The sequence below is a fragment of the Pseudomonas aeruginosa genome (assembly GCF_001457615.1).
Classification (GTDB): domain Bacteria; phylum Pseudomonadota; class Gammaproteobacteria; order Pseudomonadales; family Pseudomonadaceae; genus Pseudomonas; species Pseudomonas aeruginosa.
Window position 1 is genome coordinate 4,108,119 of the sequence record NZ_LN831024.1, and the last position, 18,294, is coordinate 4,126,412.

Sequence of the window (18,294 nt, forward strand, 5' to 3'; positions counted from 1 at the left end):
GCCTGGAGCCAGCCCTTTCCTTTCGCCATTTCTCCGCCTCGCCGCGCGACGCCGGGATGACGCGACGCGGTCCAAGGGGCATGATCCACCCATTCGCCACCGGCTTTGCTTCCCGACCCAAGGAGTCCGCGATGTCGTCCGCCCAACTGCTGACCGCGCAACAACTGGCCGCCCGCCTCAGCGAACCCGACCTGCTGGTCCTCGACTGCCGTTTCGCCCTCGAAGACCCGTCCTACGGTGCCCGCGTCTATCAGGAGAACCACATTCCCGGCGCGCATTTCGCCGACCTCGAACGGGATCTTTCCGCTCCCGTGCGCAAGGGCGTGACCGGTCGCCATCCGCTGCCGGATCCCGCCGAGCTAGCGCTCAAGCTACAAGCCTGGGGCCTGCGCCAGGATAGCCAGGTGGTGCTCTACGACGACGGCCCCGGCGCATTCGCCGCCCGCGCCTGGTGGCTGTTGCATTGGCTGGGCAAGCGCGATGGGGTCTACCTCCTCGATGGCGGCCTGGCGGCCTGGAAGGCTGCGGGGCTGGCACTGACCAATGGCGAAAGCAGTCTTCGACCCGGCGATTTCCAGGGCCAGCCCGATGCCTCGCTGCTGATCGACGCCGCCACCCTCCAGGCCCAACTGGGCCAACCCGGACTGGCGCTGCTCGATGCTCGCGCGCAGCCGCGCTTCCGTGGCGAAGTCGAGCCCATAGATCCGGTCGCCGGGCACATTCCCGGTGCCCAGTGCGCCGCCTTCACCGACAACCTTGGCAGCGACGGCCGCTTCCTTCCGCCGGAACAATTGCACCAGCGGTTCTCCGCCCTGTTGCGCGGTCGCCCGGTGGACGAGCTGGTCGCCTACTGCGGCTCCGGCGTCACCGCCTGCCACAACCTGTTCGCCCTGAGCCTCGCCGGCTTCCCGCTTCCGCGCCTCTACGCCGGCTCGTGGAGCGAGTGGATCACCGACCCGCGCCGCCCGGTCGCCACCGGCGACTGACGCCATACGCTCGGACGCGGCTTACGCCGCGTCGGGCAGCTTCCTGAAGTAGTCGAGCAACTCCTTCTGCAACGCCTCGTTGCGGAACAGCCCGAAATGCCCGACTGCCCCCTCGGCCCGTCCCTTGCGACGCAACTCCAGGTGCGCCGCGGCATAGACCTGGTGAAGCTTTTCCGCCGCAGCCCACGGCACGTAGTCGTCGTCCTCGAACAGGAAGCTGGCGACGGGGATGTCCAGCGCCTCGTAACCCTGCCGCTGCAATCCGAAGCGCGGTGCCAGGAGGTAGTCCGGCTGCCGCACCCAGCGCGCCCAGTCGCGCATGAAATGACTCGGCATATCCAGGCTGCCGAGGCCGAAGAAACGACTGGGAAAGCGTCGGAGCAGTCCGGTCAGTAGCGGCACCGCTACGCAGAACAGGCCGAACATCTGCCAGCGCTGCCTGCCTCGCCAGCGCCTCCAGTACGGAAACGAACCGGCGACGAACGCGGCGCCGCTCAATCCGCTGGCCTGACCAGCCAGACCGAGCAACTGCGCGCCGATGCTGTGGCCGACGAAATAGCGCGGTAGCTCCGGCGCGCGCGCTCGGCACCAGGCCAGCGCCGCATCGATGTCCTCGCGTCCCCAGTCGGCCAGGCGATAGCTAGCCACGGCAGGGTCGTCGCCTTCGCTGCCGCGGTAGCTGAACAACAGCACCTCGTAGCCGGAAGCCGCGGCCAGGACGGCGAAGCGCTGGTAGAAGGCGCGCCTGACGCCGAGCGCGCAGGCCACCACGATGCTCCCCTGCGCATCGCCGACGGCCGGGAAGTGGTCGCCGGCCAGGCGCACACCGTCACGGCAGGCGATCTCCACTGCGGTACTCATTCGCGCTCTCCTTTGCCGTGTGGGTTCGAGCAGCCGTGACGGACGCAATGCTCGACGGATCGCCAGGCGTGCTAGCATGAACATACCGACGGTATGTAAGAAGGCAACAGTATGAATGTCAAGAGCAGGCAGCAGGAAAATGCCGAGGCGACCCGCGAGGCACTGCTGGAAAGCGCCCTCTCCGCCTTCATCGAACATGGCTATGGCGGAGTCTCCATCGACGCCATCGCCCGCGAGGCGCGCGTGACCAAGGGCGCGTTCTACCACCACTTCGGCAGCAAGCAGGAACTGCTCGCCGAATGCTACGAACGCCAGGTACGGACGATCGCCGAGGACCTGGACAGGGTGCCGGCGCATGTCGACAAGTGGGCGGAGGCCGCCGCACTGGCCGAGGCCTTCATCGACAGCGTGATGGCGCGCGGCAAGCGGCAACTGTCGCTGCAGGAGGTGATCACGGTCGTCGGCTGGGAGCGATGGAAACGCATCGACTCGCGCCACACGCTGCGCTACGTCGGGCGCCTGGTGGACGAACTGGCGGCCAGTGGCGAACTCAAGGACTACCGCCGGGAAACCCTGGTCGGCCAGCTCTACGGCTTCCTTACCCAGGCCGCGATGAGTCTTCGCGATGCACGCAACAAGCGGCAAGCGGCCAATGAAGTGAAAGCCATCATCCGCGACTTCCTCTACAGCCTGCGCAGGGGCTGAGAATGCCGCCCAGCACAAGCGAAGCAAGGACGCGCCGGTTTAATTTCCAGCGGGCATATCAGCTGTTCTCTAAAGCTGGAAACAATTTAAAAACAGTCCTTTACAGCTGACTTGTTTCACTACACTTCAAATCAAGCGGCTAAGTCCGCTATCGGCGGGGCCATCGGAATAGAAGCTGCCAAACTGCCCGGCCCCGCCGATCCACCTTGCGCGAGGCCGTCATGGGTATTTCCGCCAACGATCTTTGCCAGCACGTGATACGCCCGACCCTGGACTACCTGTCCTGCCACAGCCCCGCCGCCGAAGCGCTGCTGCTGGGCGCGGCGGCCTGCCAGTCGGCGCTGGGGAGCGCCCTCGACGACCGCCGTGGCCACGGCCTGTACCGGATCGCCAGCGAACGCCACCAGCAGCTCTGGGACCAATACCTGGCGCTGGACCCGGAGCGCGCCAGCCGGGTCCGCGGCCTGGCCAGCCAGCATGCCTTCCTCGCCGCGCCGCACCTGGAACTGACGGTGAACCTGCGCTACAGCACGGCCATCGCCTGGTCGCTGGTGGAAGCCGCGCGACTGCCACTGCCCGACCAGCACGACCACCTCGCCCAGGCTCGCGTGTGGCGCCAGGTATTCCAGCCGCACGGTCGCCTGCACGAGTTCATCGACGCCTGGCAACGCTGCATCGGCAGCCTCAGCCAGGTCGCCTGACGGCGAATGGAAAAATCCCGCGTCCGAAACAGACCAACCGGTCAGAAAATTTTTTACATACAGACACGAACGGTTGCGCTACCTTCGCTTCACTGGCACCGGAGCCAACCGCTCTGTTCCGCACCCTGCGGAACTTCGGAACACTGGCGCCGGTCTGGGAATCTTGGTAGTTTGCGCGCCGTTATACACAGGAGTTGCTCCAACAATGAAAACAATATGGTTTAAAACCTCTCTCGCACTGACCATTAGCGCTGTCTCCACCTACACCCTCGCCAACGGCATCGCCATCAACGAACAGAGCGCCAGCGGCGCCGGCACCGCCTACGCCGGCCGCGCCTCGTCCGCGCTCGATGCCAGCACCATCTACGGCAACCCGGCCGGCCTGTCCAAGCTGAAACGCACCGAAGTCAGCGGCGGTCTGGCCATCGTCAAGGCCAAGGACGACATCAGCCAGGCCCACAGCACCGCCCAGGGCAGCAACAAGGGCGACTCGGTACCGCTGGCCGCCGTACCGTTCGGCTACTTCTCCACGCCGATCAACGAAGATTTCACTTTCGGCCTGGGCATCTACGTGCCCTACGGCATCATCAACGATTACGAAAACGGCTTCATGGGCAGCTCCCACGGCTCCTATAGCAAGGTGCAGGTGATCACCGTGCAGCCGACCATCGCCTGGAAGATCAACGACAAGGTTTCCGTCGGCTTCGGTCCGACCTTCAACCGCATCGACGGCCAGTTGAAGAACACCCTGGCCACCAATGGCCTGCTCGGCAGCAACGGCGATACCAAGATCAACATCAAGGGCGACGACACCGCCATCGGCTACAACGTCGGCGTGATGGTCGACCTGACCGACGACACCACCTGGGGCCTGACCTACCACTCCAAGGTCAAGTACCACCTGGGCGGCAACACCGAAGTGAAGAACGCTCCGGGTGCCCTGGGCCTGAACGGCAAGTACGATGCCAAGCTGGACATCACCCTGCCGGAATCGGTGGATACCTCCATCACCCACAAGTTCGACGACAAGTGGACGGGCTACCTGGGCGCCGTCTGGACCCGCTGGAGCCGCCTGGAGAAGATCGAGGTGCGCAACAGCGGCGTACCGGCGCTCGGCCAGGCCCTGGGCTTCAACACCATCGGCGAAGACCTGAACTGGCGCGACACCTGGTCCTTCTCGGTAGGTACCTCCTACCAGGCCACCCCGGAGTGGGTGCTGCGCACCGGCTTTGCCTACGAGCCGTCGCCGACCTCCAACGAGGACCGCAACGTGCGCATCCCGGTGGGCGACCGCAAGGTCTTCACCGTCGGTGCCGGCTGGTCGCCGAACCAGGACCTGACCGTCGACGTGGCCTACGCCTACCTGTGGGAAACCACCGCCGGCGTCAACCAGGAAGGCAGCGCCCTGCAGCCGGCCTACAGCGCCAAGTACGACAACAGCGCGCATGGCCTGACCGCCCAGGTCACCTATCGTTTCTGATCGCACGCGCCAACGAAGAAGCCGGGCAATGCCCGGCTTTTTCATGCCTGGCCGACCCTCAGGGCTGGCTGGCGATGGCCTTCTCGATGGCGGCCTGGAGCTGCGGATCGTCCGGGGTGGTCTTGCTGGAGAACTGCGCGACCACCCTGCCCTGGCGATCCACCACGTACTTGTAGAAATTCCAGCGCGGCGCCTGGCCGCTCTGCTCGGCCAACTGGCGGAACAGCGGGATCGCCTCGTCGCCGCGCACGTGCTGCGGCTGGGTCATGGCGAAGGTCACGCCGTAGTTGCCATAGCAGATCTTCGCGGTCTCGGCGGTATCCGCGGCTTCCTGCTTGAAGTCGTCGGAAGGTACCCCGAGCACTTCCAGGCCCTGCCCCTTGTAACGCTGGTAGAGCGCCTCGAGCCCCTTGAACTGCGGGGTGAAGCCACAGTGGCTGGCAGTGTTGACCACCACCAGCGGCTTGCCGGCGTAACGCTGGCAAAGATCGATGCTTTCCTTGGAACGCAGCTTGGTCAACTGGCCCTGCAACAGTTCCGGGCAATCGGCGGCCCAGCCGCTCAGCGGCAGCCCGGCGAGCGCCAGGACGGACAACAGCACGCGAGGTTTCATGGAATGGCTCCTTGGCGACGAATGTCCCAGCTTACCCTTCCCCGCGCCTATCGCCACCTATCAGCATGCGCCCATGCCCAGTTCCAGCAGCGCCAGTCCGCCACGCTGCCAGCCCCACCAGGCGAGTCCCAGCAGCGCCCCGGCGGCGAGCAGCCAGGCCAGCTTCACGCCGCGCCTCCGGCCACCTGCAGGCGCGCCACCGGACGCTCGCGCACCGGCCAGTTGAGCAGCGCCGCGAGCAGGCTTAGCAGGATCGACAACTGCCAGACCAGGTCGTAGCTGCCGGTGCGGTCGTAGACCACCCCGCCCAGCCAGCCGCCGAGGAAGGCGCCCAACTGGTGGAAGAGGAACACGATGCCGCCGAGCATCGACAGGTTGCGCACGCCGAACAGGGTCGCCACGGTGCCGTTGGTCAGGGGCACCGTGGACAGCCACAGCAGCCCCATGGCCACGCCGAAGGCGTAGGCGCTGTAGACGCTCAGCGGCAGCCAGAGGAACAGCACGATCACTACCCCGCGCACCAGGTACAGCGCGGTCAGCAGGCGCGGCTTCGACCAGCGCCCGCCGAGCCAGCCGGCGATGTAGGTGCCGAACACGTTGAACAGCCCGACCAGCGCCAGCACCGTGGTGCCGACCTGCGCCGGCAGGTGCTGGTCGACCAGGTAGGCCGGCAGGTGTACGCCGATGAACACCACCTGGAAGCCGCAGACGAAGAAGCCCAGCGCCAGCAGCCAGAACCCGGAATGCGCGCAGGCCTCGCGCAGCGCTTCGCCGAGGCTCTGTTCATGGCCCTGCGGCGGCAACGGGCGATCCTTCATCAGCCCGGCCAGCGGCACGATCAGCGCCACCAGCAGGCCCAGGGCGAGCAGGGCCGAGGACCAGCCCAGCCAGCCGATCAGGGCGAGGGTACCGGGCAGCATGGCGAACTGGCCGAAGGAGCCGGCCGCGCTGGAGATACCCATCGCCATGCTGCGCTGCTCCGCCGGCACTGCGCGGCCGACGGCGCCGAGGATCACCGAGAACGAGGTGCCGGAAAGGCCCAGGCCGATCAGCAGGCCGGCGCTCAGCGACAGCCCGGTGGCCGACTGCGAGAGTCCCATCAGGACCAGGCCGAGGGCGTACAGCAGGCCCCCCACCAGCACCGCCCGCGCCGCGCCGTAGCGGTCGGCGAGCGCCCCGGTGAACGGCTGGGCCAGGCCCCAGACCAGGTTCTGCAAGGCGATGGCGAAGGCGAAGACTTCGCGGCCCCAGCCGAAGTCGGCGCTCATCGGCGCGAGGAACAGGCCGAAGCCATGTCGCACGCCGAGGGACAGGGCGAGGATCAGGGCTCCGGACAGCAGGATCCAGAAGGCGGCACGCGGCATGGGTCGCTCCATCTACGGGTATATACCCGCTTTATCGTGAACGAAGCGCCTCGGCGAGAGGCTTCGTCGGTTGTCAGTCCAGTCGCTCCAGTTCCACCAGCAACGCCGCCAAGGCGCCGCTGCGCTCCTCGCCAAGGCGCCCGGCGAGACGCCGCTGCGCGTCTTCCCAGGCCGGCGTTCCGCGCTCCAGGGCATCCAGCCCGGCAGGCGTCAGCTCGACCAGGCGGTTGCGCTGGTCCTCGCCACCGGTCAGGCGCAGCAGGCCGTCGCCTTCCAGCACCCGCAGGTTGCGACCGAGGGTGCTGCGGTCGAGTCCCATGGCTTCGGCGAGTTCGGAAATGCTCGGCCGGTCCAGGCGCCGCAGGTGCCGCAGCAGGGAAAACTGCGCCACCTTGAGGCCGGTATCGGCCAGCGCCTCGTCGTAGAAGCGGGAAACGCTGCGGGCGGCGCGACGCAGTTTGGTACAGAGGCATTGGGTCGGTAGCATGGATGCGTGTATATACCCGTACTTCTCGACGGTCAAGCGGATTGTCCGAACTGCCAACGCCGTCTGTTGCCCCTGCCAAGGCCGGACGCCGGGCGCTGGCCTATAACTCGCGCTGTCAGCGGCGACCGGGAGCACCCGGCGCCCTCCATCCATCGCCGAGGTAGCCATGCCCGTTTACAAAGCCCCGCTGCGCGACACGCGCTTCCTGCTCAACGAAGTCTTCGATTTCCCCGAGCATTACCGCAACCTGGTCAACGGAGCCGAAGCCACGCCGGACATGGTCGATGCGATCCTCGGCGAATGCGCGAAGCTCTGCGAGGAAGTGATCGCCCCGCTCTACCACAGCGGCGACGAGGAAGGCTGCCACCTGGAGAACGGCGAAGTACGGACGCCGAAGGGCTACAAGGAAGCCTACGAGGCCTATGTCGCCGGCGGCTGGCAGGGCCTCTCGCACCCGGTGGAGTACGGTGGCCAGGGCCTGCCGATGAGCCTCGGCGCGCTCAAGCAGGAGATGATGGGCACCGCCAACTGGCCGTTCTCCATGTATCCCGGCCTCTCCCTCGGCGCGATGAACACCCTGATGCAGCACGGCACCGAGGAACAGAAGCAGACCTACCTGGTTCCGCTCACCGAGGGCCGCTGGGGCGGCACCATGTGCCTCACCGAGCCGCAGTGCGGCACCGATCTCGGCCAGGTGAAGACCCGCGCCGAGGCCAACCCCGACGGTAGCTACGCCATCAGCGGGACGAAGATCTTCATCTCTTCCGGCGAACACGACCTGACCGAGAACATCGTCCACATCGTCCTCGCCCGCCTGCCGGACGCACCGAAGGGCACCCGCGGCATTTCCCTGTTCATCGTGCCCAAGTTCCTTCCCGGCGAAGGAGGCGCGCTCGGCCCGCGCAACGGCGTGAGTTGCGGCGCGCTGGAGAAGAAGATGGGGATCAAGGCCTCGGCCACCTGCGTGATGAACTTCGACGGCGCCACCGGCTTCCTCATCGGACCGCCGAACAAGGGCCTGGAATGCATGTTCACCTTCATGAACAGCGCCCGCATCGGCACCGCCATCCAGGGCGTGGCCACCGCCGAGCTGGCCTACCAGGGCGCCCTCGCCTACGCCCGCGAACGCCGCTCCATGCGCGCGCTCTCCGGGACCAAGGAACCCGACCAGGTCGCCGACAGCCTGATGCACCACGGCGACGTGCGGCGCATGCTGCTGACCCAGAAGGCCATCGCCGAAGGTGGCCGGGCGCTGGTCTACCTGGCCACCCAGTACGCCGACCGGATGATCCAGGGCATCCTCAGCAACGACGACGCCGAGTACGAACGCTGGGACGACAAGCTCGGCTTCCTCACGCCGATCCTCAAGGGCTGCCTGACCGAACTCGGCCTGGAAAGCGCCAACCTCGGCATGCAGGTGTTCGGCGGCCACGGCTATATCCGCGAACACGGCATGGAGCAGATCGTCCGCGACGCGCGGATCGCCACCCTCTACGAAGGCACCACCGGCATCCAGGCCCTCGATCTGCTCGGCCGCAAGGTCCTGCTGATGACCCAGGGCAAGGCCGTGCGCGACTTCACCAGGGGCGTGGCCCGGTTCGCCGTCGACCTGCTGAAGAACGAGCCGCGCATGCGCGGCCGCGCCCTGGTGCTGCTCAAGCTCTGCGCCCAATGGAACCTGCTGACCCTGCGCATTGCCCTCAGCGCGCGCAAGCAACGCGATCTGGTGAGCACCGCCAGCCACGACTACCTGATGTTCTCCGGCTACGCCACGCTGGCCTATTCCTGGGCCCTCCAGGAAGCCGCTGCGCGCCGGCGACTGCGCCAGGGCGGCAGCGAGTCGGCGGACTTCTACAAGGCCAAGATCGCCACCAGCGAGTTCTACTTCGCCCGCCTGCTTCCGCGCGCCAAGGGCCACGCGGCGGCGATGGCGAAGCCGACCGGTTCGATCATGGACCTGAAGAGCGAGCACTTCGCCTTCGACTGAGGCGACCACCCGCAGCGCGCCAGCGGAGCCTCAGTCTCCGCTGGCGCCAGCCGCCGTCAGCAACAACGCACGAACGTCGTCGAGCATCGAGTCCCATTCCTCCTGGCCAATGTCCATCAGGCGGAAGTAGCGCAACATGAAGGCGCCCTCCACCGCCAGGAACGCCAGGCGCGCACGGCGCCCCTCGGGTGCGGACAGGTCCAGGCCTTCCAACCGGCTGCGATACCACTGGTTGCTGCCCTCCAGGTGCTCGGGCGTCTGGATCAGCGCCGCCATCAGCGCCGCCGCCTTGCTGCTGGACAACTCGTCCGAACGCTGGGTCGCCTCGGCATGCGCGCGAACCCGCGTCAGCGGCGTCGGCTGCTTCCCCGCCACCGCTTCGAACAGGCTGTCGTAGGCCTTGCCCCAGCGCTCGAAGATCGCGTCGATCAGCGCGTCCTTGGTACCGAAGCAGTACTGCACGCCGCCCTTGGTGATGCCCATTTCCTTCGCCACCGCATCGATGGTCAGGCCGGCCGCGCCCTCGCGGGCGATCACCGCCTCGGCGGCATCGAGCAACTGGTCGCGGTCGATCGTTCGTCGGCGTCCCATGGCTACCTCTTGAGTTTAAATCCATACGTATGTATTTATATTTTCACGCGTCCGCCTGTGGCGCGCAATTCCCGTTATCCACGGCGAGCGAAGAACCGTTCGCCACAGAGGTTATCCCATGTTCCGGCAGAACCGCTGGCTGGTCCTGGCCATCGTCTCCAGCGCCCTGTTCCTCATCATCATCGACATGACCGTGCTCTACACGGCCCTGCCGCGCCTGACCCACGACCTCGGCGCGACGGCCGCGGAGAAACTCTGGATCGTCAACGCCTATCCGCTGGTGGTCGCCGGCCTGCTGCCCGGCGCCGGCTTGCTCAGCGACCGCCTTGGCCACAAGCGGCTGTTCCTCGCCGGCCTGCCGCTGTTCGGCCTGGCCTCGCTGTGCGCCGCCTTCGCCCCCAGCGCCGCGGCGCTGATTGCCGCCCGCGCCGGGTTGGCGGTGGGCGCGGCGCTGATGATGCCGGCGACCCTGTCGATCGTCCGCCATGTCTTCCAGGACGAACGCGAACGCGCCCTGGCCATCGGCATCTGGGCCTCCGTCGCCTCTGCCGGCGCGGCGCTGGGGCCGGTGGTCGGCGGCGTGCTGCTGGAGTTCTTCTGGTGGGGCTCGGTGTTCCTCATCAACGTCCCGGTGGTGGCCATCGCCCTGTTGCTGGCGCTGCCGGCCATCCCGGCCTGCGGCGGCCAGTCACGGCGACCATGGGACGCCCTCGGCTCGCTGCAGGTGATGTTCGGCCTGGTCGGGGTGGTGTATGCGATCAAGGAACTCAGCACACGCGCCCCGGACTTCGGGCTGGCCGTCCTGGCCGCGCTCGGCGGCATGCTCTGCCTGTACCTGTTCGTCCGCCGCCAGCGCCGCGCCCGCGAACCGATGATCGACTTCGCGCTGTTCCGCAACCGGCGCTTCGCCCGCGGCGTCGCGGTGGCCCTGGTGGCGACCATGGCGCTGGTCGGCATGGAACTGGTGTTCAGCCAGCACCTGCAACTGGTGCAGGGCCTGACGCCGCTGAAGGCCGGCCTGTTCGTCCTGCCGATCCCGCTGGCCTCGCTGGTGGTCGGGCCGCTGGCCGGTTGGCTGGTGCCGCGCTGGGGCGAGAACCGGGTGATGTGCGCCTCCCTGCTGCTCGGCAGCGCCGGATTGCTCGGCCTGGCCCTGTCCTACCAGGCCGCCACCGGAGCGCAACTGGCCAGCCTGGTGCTGCTCGGCGTCGGCTTCGGCGGCGCGATGACCGCCGCCTCCACCGCGGTGATGCTCAACGTGGACGAACAGAGTTCCGGAATGGCGGCCGCCATCGAGGACGTGTCCTACGAACTGGGCGGGGTGATCGGCGTGACCCTGCTCGGCAGCCTGATGAGTTTCGTCTACGGGATGTCGCTGAGGCTGCCCTCGGCCGAGCTGCCGGCGCGGGTCCGCGACAGCCTCGACGACGCCCTGTTGGTCGCCGAGGGCCTGGCGCCGGAGGTCGCGTCGCGGCTCGTCGAGCTTGCCCGGCAGGCTTTCGACCAGGCCTTCGTCGCCGTGCTGCTGGCCGCCGCCGCGCTGCTCTTCCTCAGCGCCATGGCGGTCCTGCGCCAGCCGCGTCCGGCTACAGAGCCAGCGCCACCAGCACCGCACACTCGGTAAGTTCGACCAGCGCGCCGGCGGTGTCCCCGGTGGTGCCGCCGAGGCGCGCGAGGAAACGGCTGCGCAGCCAGGCGAAGAGCATCAGCGTCACCAGCAACGCCAGCAGGCCGGCCAGGCCGAACGCCAGGGCCAGGCCGAAACTCACCCCCAGCACCCACGGCAGGCTGCGCGCCGGCAGGTGCTCGGCGATGGCCTGGCCGAGGCCGCCGGGGCGCGCGTAGGGCGTGGTCAGGAACAGCAGCGGCAGGCTGCTGCGCGCCAGCCACGGGGCCAGCGGCAACAACCCGGCCTCGCCCTGGCCGAGCAGCGCCGCCAGGGCGGAGAACTTCAACAACAGGACCAGTACCAGGACCACCACCGCCACCGGGCCGCTGCGCGGGTCCTTCATGATCGCCAAGGTCCGCTCGCGGTCGCCCAGCCCGCCGATCCAGGCGTCCGCCATGTCGGCCAGGCCGTCCAGGTGCAGCGCGCCGCTCAGCGCTACCCACAGGCTCAGCAGCAAGGCTGCCTGCAACAGCGGCGGCGTACCGTCGAGCGACCGCGCCGCGGCGTACAGCACGACGCCGATCAGCACCCCGACCAGTGGATAGCAGAGCACCGCGCGGCCGAACTGTTCCGGCGTCGGCATCGCCGACAGGCGCACCGGCAGGCGGGTGAGGAACTGCAAGGCGACCAGCAGTGAGCGCAAGGCTTCGCGCATGGCTATTCCCCTTCCCGGCATTCGTGCCAGCGATCGTCGCCCTCTCCGGCGCGCAGGCCGAACAGTGCGCCATGACCGACGTCCACCTGCAGCAAGTGCTCGCGCGGCAGGCCACGGGCGCGAGCGAGCAACAGGCGTATGACGCCGCCATGGGTCACCAGCAGCACACGACGGCCGGCATGACGCTGGCGCAGGCGTCGCTGGGCGGCCAGCACCCGCGCCTCGAACTCGGACAGCGGCTCGCCGCCCGGCGGGGTAAAGGCGTAGGGATCGGCCCAGAAGCGGCCGAGCGCCTCGCTGTGGCCGTCCATCAGGGCGGCCGCCGAGCGCCCCTCCCAAGCGCCGAAATGCAGTTCGCGCAGATCGTTTTCCAGTTCCAGCTCGATCCCCTGGCGCTGCGCCAGTTCCTCGGCGAAGGCGCGGCAACGTTGCAATGGCGAGCTGACCAGCAGGTCCCAGCGTCCGCCTTCCACCGCCGTGCGCATCTGCGCCCAGCCACGCGCGGTCAAGGCGTCGTCGAGGCTGCCGCGGAAACCGCCGCCGGACTCGGTTTCGCCATGCCGCAGGAGGTCCAGGCGCAGGCTCATGCCGGGCGGTCCGAGACCGCCGCTTCGGCGAAGGTCGCCATCCCCGCGTGCAGCGCGCAGGCCTGGCGCAGCAGCGGCACCGCCAGCGCCGCGCCGCTGCCCTCGCCCAGGCGCAGGCCGAGGTCGAGCAGCGGTTGCGCCGCCAGGGCTTCGAGCACATGCCGATGGCCCGGCTCGGCACCGCTGTGGGCGAACAGCAGCCAGTCGCGGCAGGCCGGGTTCAGGCGCACCGCGCAGAGCGCCGCGACGCTGCAGATGTAGCCGTCGACCAGGGCGACCATGCCTTTCTGCGCGCAGGCCAGGTAGGCGCCGGCCAGCGCGGCGATCTCCAGGCCACCGAGACGGCGGAGGGTTTCGAAGGGGTCGGCGCGATGGGCGCCGTGCAGGGCCAGGGCACGCTCGATCACCGCGGCCTTGTGCGCCACGCCGCTGGCGTCCAGCCCGGTTCCCGGCCCGACCAGCGCGCTCGCCGGCGCATCCAGCAGCGCGCAGGCGATGGCCGCCGCCGCGGTGGTATTGCCGATGCCCATCTCGCCGCCGATGAACAGCTGGCTGCCGGCCTGCTCGGCGCGGCGCACGCTTTCGCGCCCGGCCTCGAGCGCCAGCAGGCACTGTTCGGCGCCCATCGCCGGGGCCTCGACGAAGTTCGCGGTGCCCGCCGCCAGGCGCAGGTGACGCACGCCGGGCAAGGCTTCCAGGGGGAACGCGGTGCCCAGGTCGACCACCTCCAGGCCGGCGCCGAGTTCGCGCGCCAGCACGCTGATCGCCGCGCCGCCGCGGACGAAGTTGCGCAGCATCTCGCCGGTGACCGCCTGCGGATAGGCCGAGATGCCCTCGGCGACTACCCCGTGGTCGCCGGCGAAGACCGTCACCCAGATCCTCTCCAGGCTCGGTCGTTCGCGCCCCTGCAACGCCGCCAGGTCGATCGCCACTTGCTCCAGGCGGCCCAGCGAGCCGCGCGGCTTGGTCAACCGGTCCTGGCGTTCGGCCGCGCGCCGGCGCATCTGCGGGTCCGCCTCGCGGCAGGTGTCGCGCCACCATTGCAGACTCATAGCGGTTCTCCTTTCAACGGCATGGGCAGGCCGGCGACGGTGAAGGTCACCCGTTCGCAGCGTTTGGCGATGGCCTGGTGCAGCCAGCCGGCCTCGTCGACGTAGCGCCGGCTGAGTTCGCCCAGCGGCACCACGCCGAGCCCGGTTTCGTTGCTGACCAGGATGATCCGTCCCGGCAGCGCGCCGAGACATTCCAGCAGCGCCTCGCGCTCGCCGTCGAGACGCTGGGGATCGTCGCAGAGCAGCAGGTTGGTCAGCCACAGGGTCAGGCAGTCGACCAGCAGGCAGCGTCCGGCCTCGGCCTCGCTGCGCAGCGTCGCCGCCAGCGCCAGAGGCTCCTCCAGGGTTCGCCAGTGGGCCGGGCGGCGCGCGCGGTGCTCGGCGATGCGCCGGCCCATTTCGCCGTCGCCGGCCTGGGCGGTGGCGATGTAGCTCACCGCCAGCCCGCTCTCGGCGGCCAGGCGCTCGGCCAGGCGGCTCTTGCCGGAACGGGCGCCGCCAAGGATCAGGTCACGCATGGGGTTCTCCGCAGAGGGCGAGCAATCGCCCGGTATCCAGGTGGCGCTCGACCAGGTCGGCGAGCCGCTCGATGTCGCGTTCGCGCAAGGCCTGGTAGTCCACCGCCTGGACCTCGCGCAGGCCGGCCCAGCGCAGCAGCGCCGAACAGGCCGCGGTGGATTCGAACAGGCCGTGCAGGTAGGTGCCCATGACGTTCCCGTCGACGCTACGGGCACCATCCGCGCGGCCATCGTCGAGCACCACCGCCGGCCGCGCCAGGGCCTCGCCACGGGTGACCCCGGCATGGATCTCGTAGCCCGACAGCGGCGCATCCTCCAGGCTCAGGCGGCCCTGTACGTTGCGCAATTGCTTGTCCGCCTCAAGGGTCGTTTCCAACGCCAGCAGGCCGAGGCCAGCGCTGCTGCCGGCCGCGCCTTCCAGGCCGAGCGGATCGTGCAGGCGCTCGCCGAGCATCTGCAGGCCGCCGCAGATCCCCAGCAGGCGACCGCCGTAGCGCAGGTGACGGAGGATCGCCTCGTCCCAGCCGCGCTCGCGCAGCGCCGCGAGGTCGGCGCGCACGCTCTTCGAGCCGGGCAGGACGATCAGGTCCGCCGACGGCAGCGCCTGGCCGGGGCCGACGAAGCTCAACTCGACCTGGGGGTGCAGGCGCAGCGGATCGAAATCGGTGTGGTTGCTGATCCTCGGCAGCACCGGCACCACCACCTTCAGGCGCGGCCCGACCTTGGCCGCCTGGCGCGTGTCGATGGCGTCCTCCGCCTCCAGGTGCAGGTCGCTGACATAGGGCAGCACGCCGAGCACCGGCTTGCCGGTGCGCGCCTCCAGCCAGTCGAGGCCGGGTTGCAGCAGGGCGATGTCGCCGCGGAAGCGATTGATGACGAAGCCTTTGACCCGCTCCCGCTCCGAGTCGGAGAGCAGTTCCAGGGTGCCGACCAGGTGGGCGAAGACCCCGCCGCGGTCGATATCGGCGACCAGGATAACCGGGCAATCCACCGCTTCGGCGAAGCCCATGTTGGCGATGTCGTTGGCGCGCAGGTTGATCTCCGCCGGCGAGCCGGCGCCCTCCACCATCACCACCCGGTAGGCGGCGGCGAGCCGCCCATGGGAAGCCAGCACCGCTTCCATCGCCACGCGCTTGTAGTCGTGGTAGGCGGCGGCGTCCATGCTGGTCACCGCGCGGCCATGGATGATCACCTGGGCGCCGATGTCGGTGTTCGGCTTGAGCAGCACCGGGTTCATGTCGGTGTGCGGCGCCAGCCGACAGGCCTGGGCCTGGACCGCCTGGGCGCGGCCGATCTCGCCGCCGTCGGCGGTGACCGCGCTGTTCAGCGCCATGTTCTGCGGCTTGAACGGCACCACCGCGACGCCGCGCCGGGCCAGCCAGCGGCACAGCGCGGTCACCAGGGTGCTCTTGCCGGCGTCCGAGGTGGTGCCCTGGACCATCAGGGTCCGTCCGCGATCACTCATGAGCAGGCTCCTTGAAGCCGAGCAGCGCGGCATCCAGCCGGGCCCAGGCGGCCTCGTCGGCGGGCAGGCCGAGGCGCAGGCTGGCCGGCTGCTCGAACTGGCGGGTGAGGATGCCGCGCCGCGCCAGGTAGTCGTGCAACGCCGCGCAGCGTGGATCGACCAGGCGCTGGAACAGCGCGCTGCCGCCCGCCGGCGGCCAGCCGTGGCGGCGCAGCAGTTCCTCCAGGCGCTGGCTGGCGGCCAGCAGGCGCTCGCGCTGCTGGCGCTGTTGCTGGCGGTCGCGCAAGGCGCTCTGGGCCACATGGCGCACCGGGCCATTGACCGTCCACGGACCGAGCTGCTCGGCCAGCGCCTGCAACAGCGGCCGTTCGCCGAGGGCGAAGCCGAGCCGCGCACCGGCCAGGCCGAAGAACTTGCCGAACGAGCGCAGCACGATCAATCCGGGTCGGTTGCTACAGGCCGCCAGGCTCGACTGCGGGGTGCAGTCCATGAACGCCTCGTCGACCAGCAGCCAGCCGCCGCGACGTTGCAGGCGGGCATGCCAGGCCAGCAGCTCGGCGGGCTCGAAGACCCGCCCGGTGGGGTTGTTCGGGTTGACCACCAGCAGCACGTCGAGGCTGTCGAGATAGGGCTCGACCTCGGCCTCGCCGATCTCCCGCACCAGGTGCCCGGCCTGGCGCCAGGCGTGGGCGTGCTCGGCATAGCACGGCGACAGGACGCCGACCCGCCCGCCCCGCCGCATCCTCGGCAGGGCCTGGATCGCCGCCTGGCTGCCAGCCAGCGGCAATACCCGTTCGGCGCCGTAGTAGAGGCAGGCGGCGGCTTCCAGGCCGTCGTCGCTCTCCGGCAGGCGGGTCCAGGCCTGCTCGGGGATCGCCGGCAGCGAAAACGGCCAGGGCGCGATGCCGGTGGACAGGTCCAGCCAGTCCGCCAGCGGAATGTCGTAACGGCGCGCCGCCTCGCGCAACCGCCCTCCGTGTTCAAGCATGCAGCCACCCCATGGCCCAGAGTCCGGCCAGCACCAGCAGCCAGAGCAGCACGCCCTGGCGCACCAGCGCCAGGGCCCGATAGATGTCGCGGCCCTGCGGCTGCGGGCCGCTGCCGAGGAGCGGCCGCTGGTGCAACTCGCCGTGGTAGATCGCCGCGCCGCCCAGGGAAACCCCCAGCGCACCGGCGCCGGCGGCCATCACCGGGCCGGCGTTGGGGCTGTCCCATTGCGGCGCCTGCTCGCGCCAGCAGCGCAGGGCCTGGCGGGTGTCGCCGAGCAGCGCGTAGGTCAGCGCCACCAGCCGCGCCGGCAGGTAGTTGAGGATGTCGTCGATCTTCGCCGCGGCCCAGCCGAAGCGCTCGAAGCGCGCGTTGCGGTAGCCCCACATCGCGTCCAGGGTATTGCTCAGGCGATACAGCACCACCCCCGGCGCGCCGGCCACGGCGAACCAGAACAGGGCGGCGTAGACCGCGTCGCTGCCGTTCTCCAGTACCGACTCGGTGGCCGCGCGGGCGACCCCGGCCTGGTCCAGTTCGCGGGTATCGCGGCTGACCAGGTAGCCGACACGTCGCCGCGCCTCGTCCAGGTCGCCGGCGCGCAAGGCCAGCGCCACCGGTTCGGCGTGCTCGCCGAGGCTGCGCAGGCCGAGCGCGGCGTACAGCGCCAGGGCCTGGACCAGCCAGCCGAGGTAGGGAAGTTCAGCGAGCGCCCAGGCCAGCAGGGTCAGCGGCAGTACCGCGAGGACCCAGGCGGTCACCCCATGGCTGCGCCAGCCGACCCCGGGATCGCCCTCGCCGGCCAGGCGCGAGCGGTTGAAACGGCGCTCCAGGCGGTCGGCCAGGCGGCCGAAGGCGACCAGCGGGTGCCAGCCCTGCGGCTCGCCGAAGCGCGCATCCAGCACCACGCCGAGGATACCCAGCAGTGCGCTCATGCTCGCTCGCCCCAACGGTTCTGGTAGACCAGCTCGGCCAGCGGACGCGGTTCGCTCCAACCCTCCAGCGCCAGCATCGGCGCCGGGTAGAACTCCGCCACCGGGCCCAGGCAGAGCACCGCCACCGCCTCGCTGCCGGGCGGCAGGCCGAGCAACTCGCCCAGCGCGGCCGGATCGAACAGCGATACCCAGCCCATCCCCAGGCCCTCGGCGCGACTGGCCAGCCAGAGGTTCTGGATCGCGCAGGCGAGCGACGCCAGGTCCATCTGCGGCAGGGTCCGGCGACCGAACACATGGCGTTCGCGGTCGTCCATCAGGGCGGCGACCAGCAGTTCGGCGCAATCCAGCACGCCCTCGACCTTGAGCCGCATGAACTCGTCGGAGCGCTCGCCGAGGGCTTCGGCGGTGCGTCCGCGTTCCTCCTCGACCAGCCCGTGGATGGCCCGCCGCAACGCCGGCTCGGTGATACGGATGAAGCGCCAGGGTTGCATCAGGCCAACGCTGGGCGCCTGGTGTGCGGCCTCCAGCAGCCGCGCGAGCAGCTCCGGCGCCACGCTGCCGCCGCTGAAGTGGCGCATATCGCGGCGCTCGGCGATGGCCCGGTAGACGGCGGCGCGCTCCGTGGCGCTGAAGGCGTGGGAAGAATCGGACATG

The 18,294-nt window shown here is 69.3% G+C and carries 19 protein-coding genes; 6 read left to right on the forward strand and 13 right to left on the reverse strand.

Annotated features, from left to right (window positions below):
• Window positions 1-131: 131 nt before the first annotated feature.
• Window positions 132-986 (forward strand): sulfurtransferase, encoded by an 855-nt coding sequence (locus AT700_RS18770; protein WP_003109274.1) that lies wholly within the window; start codon window positions 132-134, stop codon window positions 984-986.
• 21 nt (window positions 987-1,007) lie between these two features.
• Here AT700_RS18770 and AT700_RS18775 read toward each other — a convergent pair whose 3' ends face one another.
• Window positions 1,008-1,847 carry an alpha/beta fold hydrolase gene (locus AT700_RS18775; protein ID WP_003116035.1) on the reverse strand — a complete coding sequence of 280 codons (840 nt, stop codon included), beginning with the start codon at window positions 1,845-1,847 and terminating at the stop codon, window positions 1,008-1,010.
• Window positions 1,848-1,958: 111 nt separating this feature from the next.
• On the opposite strand from AT700_RS18775, the gene AT700_RS18780 reads away from it, so the two are divergent.
• The 3 genes from AT700_RS18780 (at window position 1,959) to AT700_RS18790 (ending at window position 4,733) form a co-directional block, all read left to right on the forward strand.
• A complete protein-coding gene (locus AT700_RS18780; RefSeq protein ID WP_003082643.1) occupies window positions 1,959-2,552 on the forward strand; it encodes a TetR family transcriptional regulator in 594 nt (197 codons plus the stop codon).
• Between the two features lie 221 nt (window positions 2,553-2,773).
• Window positions 2,774-3,253 (forward strand): hypothetical protein, encoded by a 480-nt coding sequence (locus AT700_RS18785; RefSeq protein WP_003082640.1) that lies wholly within the window; start codon window positions 2,774-2,776, stop codon window positions 3,251-3,253.
• 205 nt (window positions 3,254-3,458) lie between these two features.
• Window positions 3,459-4,733, forward strand: a complete 1,275-nt coding sequence (locus AT700_RS18790; RefSeq protein ID WP_003082638.1) for an outer membrane protein transport protein — start codon at window positions 3,459-3,461, stop codon at window positions 4,731-4,733.
• A 58-nt stretch (window positions 4,734-4,791) separates the two neighbouring features.
• Here the strand turns inward: AT700_RS18790 and AT700_RS18795 are convergent, their stop codons facing one another.
• From AT700_RS18795 to AT700_RS18805, 3 genes are all read right to left on the reverse strand, one after another.
• Window positions 4,792-5,346, reverse strand: coding sequence for a glutathione peroxidase (locus AT700_RS18795; protein WP_003082631.1), 555 nt, complete (start codon window positions 5,344-5,346; stop codon window positions 4,792-4,794).
• A gap of 164 nt (window positions 5,347-5,510) precedes the next feature.
• Complete coding sequence (locus tag AT700_RS18800; protein WP_003082619.1) at window positions 5,511-6,710, reverse strand: MFS transporter; 1,200 nt, start codon at window positions 6,708-6,710, stop codon at window positions 5,511-5,513.
• Window positions 6,711-6,783: 73 nt separating this feature from the next.
• On the reverse strand, window positions 6,784-7,233 hold the full coding sequence (locus tag AT700_RS18805) for a MarR family winged helix-turn-helix transcriptional regulator (RefSeq protein ID WP_003145315.1): 450 nt from the start codon (window positions 7,231-7,233) through the stop codon (window positions 6,784-6,786).
• Between the two features lie 130 nt (window positions 7,234-7,363).
• Between AT700_RS18805 and AT700_RS18810 the strand changes: the two genes are divergently transcribed.
• Window positions 7,364-9,184, forward strand: a complete 1,821-nt coding sequence (locus tag AT700_RS18810; RefSeq protein WP_003082611.1) for an acyl-CoA dehydrogenase C-terminal domain-containing protein — start codon at window positions 7,364-7,366, stop codon at window positions 9,182-9,184.
• Between the two features lie 30 nt (window positions 9,185-9,214).
• Here AT700_RS18810 and AT700_RS18815 read toward each other — a convergent pair whose 3' ends face one another.
• Complete coding sequence (locus AT700_RS18815; RefSeq protein ID WP_003082609.1) at window positions 9,215-9,775, reverse strand: TetR/AcrR family transcriptional regulator; 561 nt, start codon at window positions 9,773-9,775, stop codon at window positions 9,215-9,217.
• A gap of 118 nt (window positions 9,776-9,893) precedes the next feature.
• Here AT700_RS18815 and AT700_RS18820 point away from each other — a divergent pair, with 118 nt between their 5' ends.
• Window positions 9,894-11,399, forward strand: a complete 1,506-nt coding sequence (locus AT700_RS18820; protein WP_003082607.1) for an MFS transporter — start codon at window positions 9,894-9,896, stop codon at window positions 11,397-11,399.
• Here AT700_RS18820 and AT700_RS18825 read toward each other — a convergent pair.
• Genes AT700_RS18825 through bluB form a run of 8 tightly spaced genes read right to left on the reverse strand, consistent with a single transcriptional unit; the run spans window position 11,362 to window position 18,293 of the window.
• Window positions 11,362-12,099, reverse strand: a complete 738-nt coding sequence (locus AT700_RS18825) for an adenosylcobinamide-GDP ribazoletransferase (RefSeq protein WP_003082605.1) — start codon at window positions 12,097-12,099, stop codon at window positions 11,362-11,364. The two genes, AT700_RS18820 and AT700_RS18825, sit on opposite strands and share 38 nt — an antisense overlap.
• 2 nt (window positions 12,100-12,101) lie before the next feature.
• Window positions 12,102-12,686: an alpha-ribazole phosphatase family protein gene (gene cobC, locus AT700_RS18830; protein ID WP_003112355.1), complete on the reverse strand. Its 585-nt coding sequence runs from the start codon at window positions 12,684-12,686 to the stop codon at window positions 12,102-12,104.
• The gene (gene cobT, locus AT700_RS18835; RefSeq protein WP_023103323.1) at window positions 12,683-13,738 is read right to left on the reverse strand and encodes a nicotinate-nucleotide--dimethylbenzimidazole phosphoribosyltransferase; all 1,056 of its coding nucleotides are present in this window, start codon (window positions 13,736-13,738) and stop codon (window positions 12,683-12,685) included. The genes cobC and cobT overlap by 4 nt, the downstream gene beginning before the upstream one ends.
• Window positions 13,735-14,256, reverse strand: coding sequence for a bifunctional adenosylcobinamide kinase/adenosylcobinamide-phosphate guanylyltransferase (gene cobU, locus AT700_RS18840; protein WP_048521205.1), 522 nt, complete (start codon window positions 14,254-14,256; stop codon window positions 13,735-13,737). The genes cobT and cobU overlap by 4 nt, the downstream gene beginning before the upstream one ends.
• On the reverse strand, window positions 14,249-15,721 hold the full coding sequence (locus AT700_RS18845) for a cobyric acid synthase (protein ID WP_003112353.1): 1,473 nt from the start codon (window positions 15,719-15,721) through the stop codon (window positions 14,249-14,251). The genes cobU and AT700_RS18845 overlap by 8 nt, the downstream gene beginning before the upstream one ends.
• Complete coding sequence (cobD, locus tag AT700_RS18850; protein ID WP_003112352.1) at window positions 15,714-16,709, reverse strand: threonine-phosphate decarboxylase CobD; 996 nt, start codon at window positions 16,707-16,709, stop codon at window positions 15,714-15,716. Before cobD ends, AT700_RS18845 begins: the two co-directional genes overlap by 8 nt.
• Window positions 16,702-17,640, reverse strand: a complete 939-nt coding sequence (gene cbiB, locus AT700_RS18855; RefSeq protein ID WP_019371995.1) for an adenosylcobinamide-phosphate synthase CbiB — start codon at window positions 17,638-17,640, stop codon at window positions 16,702-16,704. Before cbiB ends, cobD begins: the two co-directional genes overlap by 8 nt.
• Window positions 17,637-18,293 (reverse strand): 5,6-dimethylbenzimidazole synthase, encoded by a 657-nt coding sequence (gene bluB / locus AT700_RS18860; RefSeq protein WP_003082592.1) that lies wholly within the window; start codon window positions 18,291-18,293, stop codon window positions 17,637-17,639. Before bluB ends, cbiB begins: the two co-directional genes overlap by 4 nt.
• Window position 18,294 lies beyond the last annotated feature (1 nt).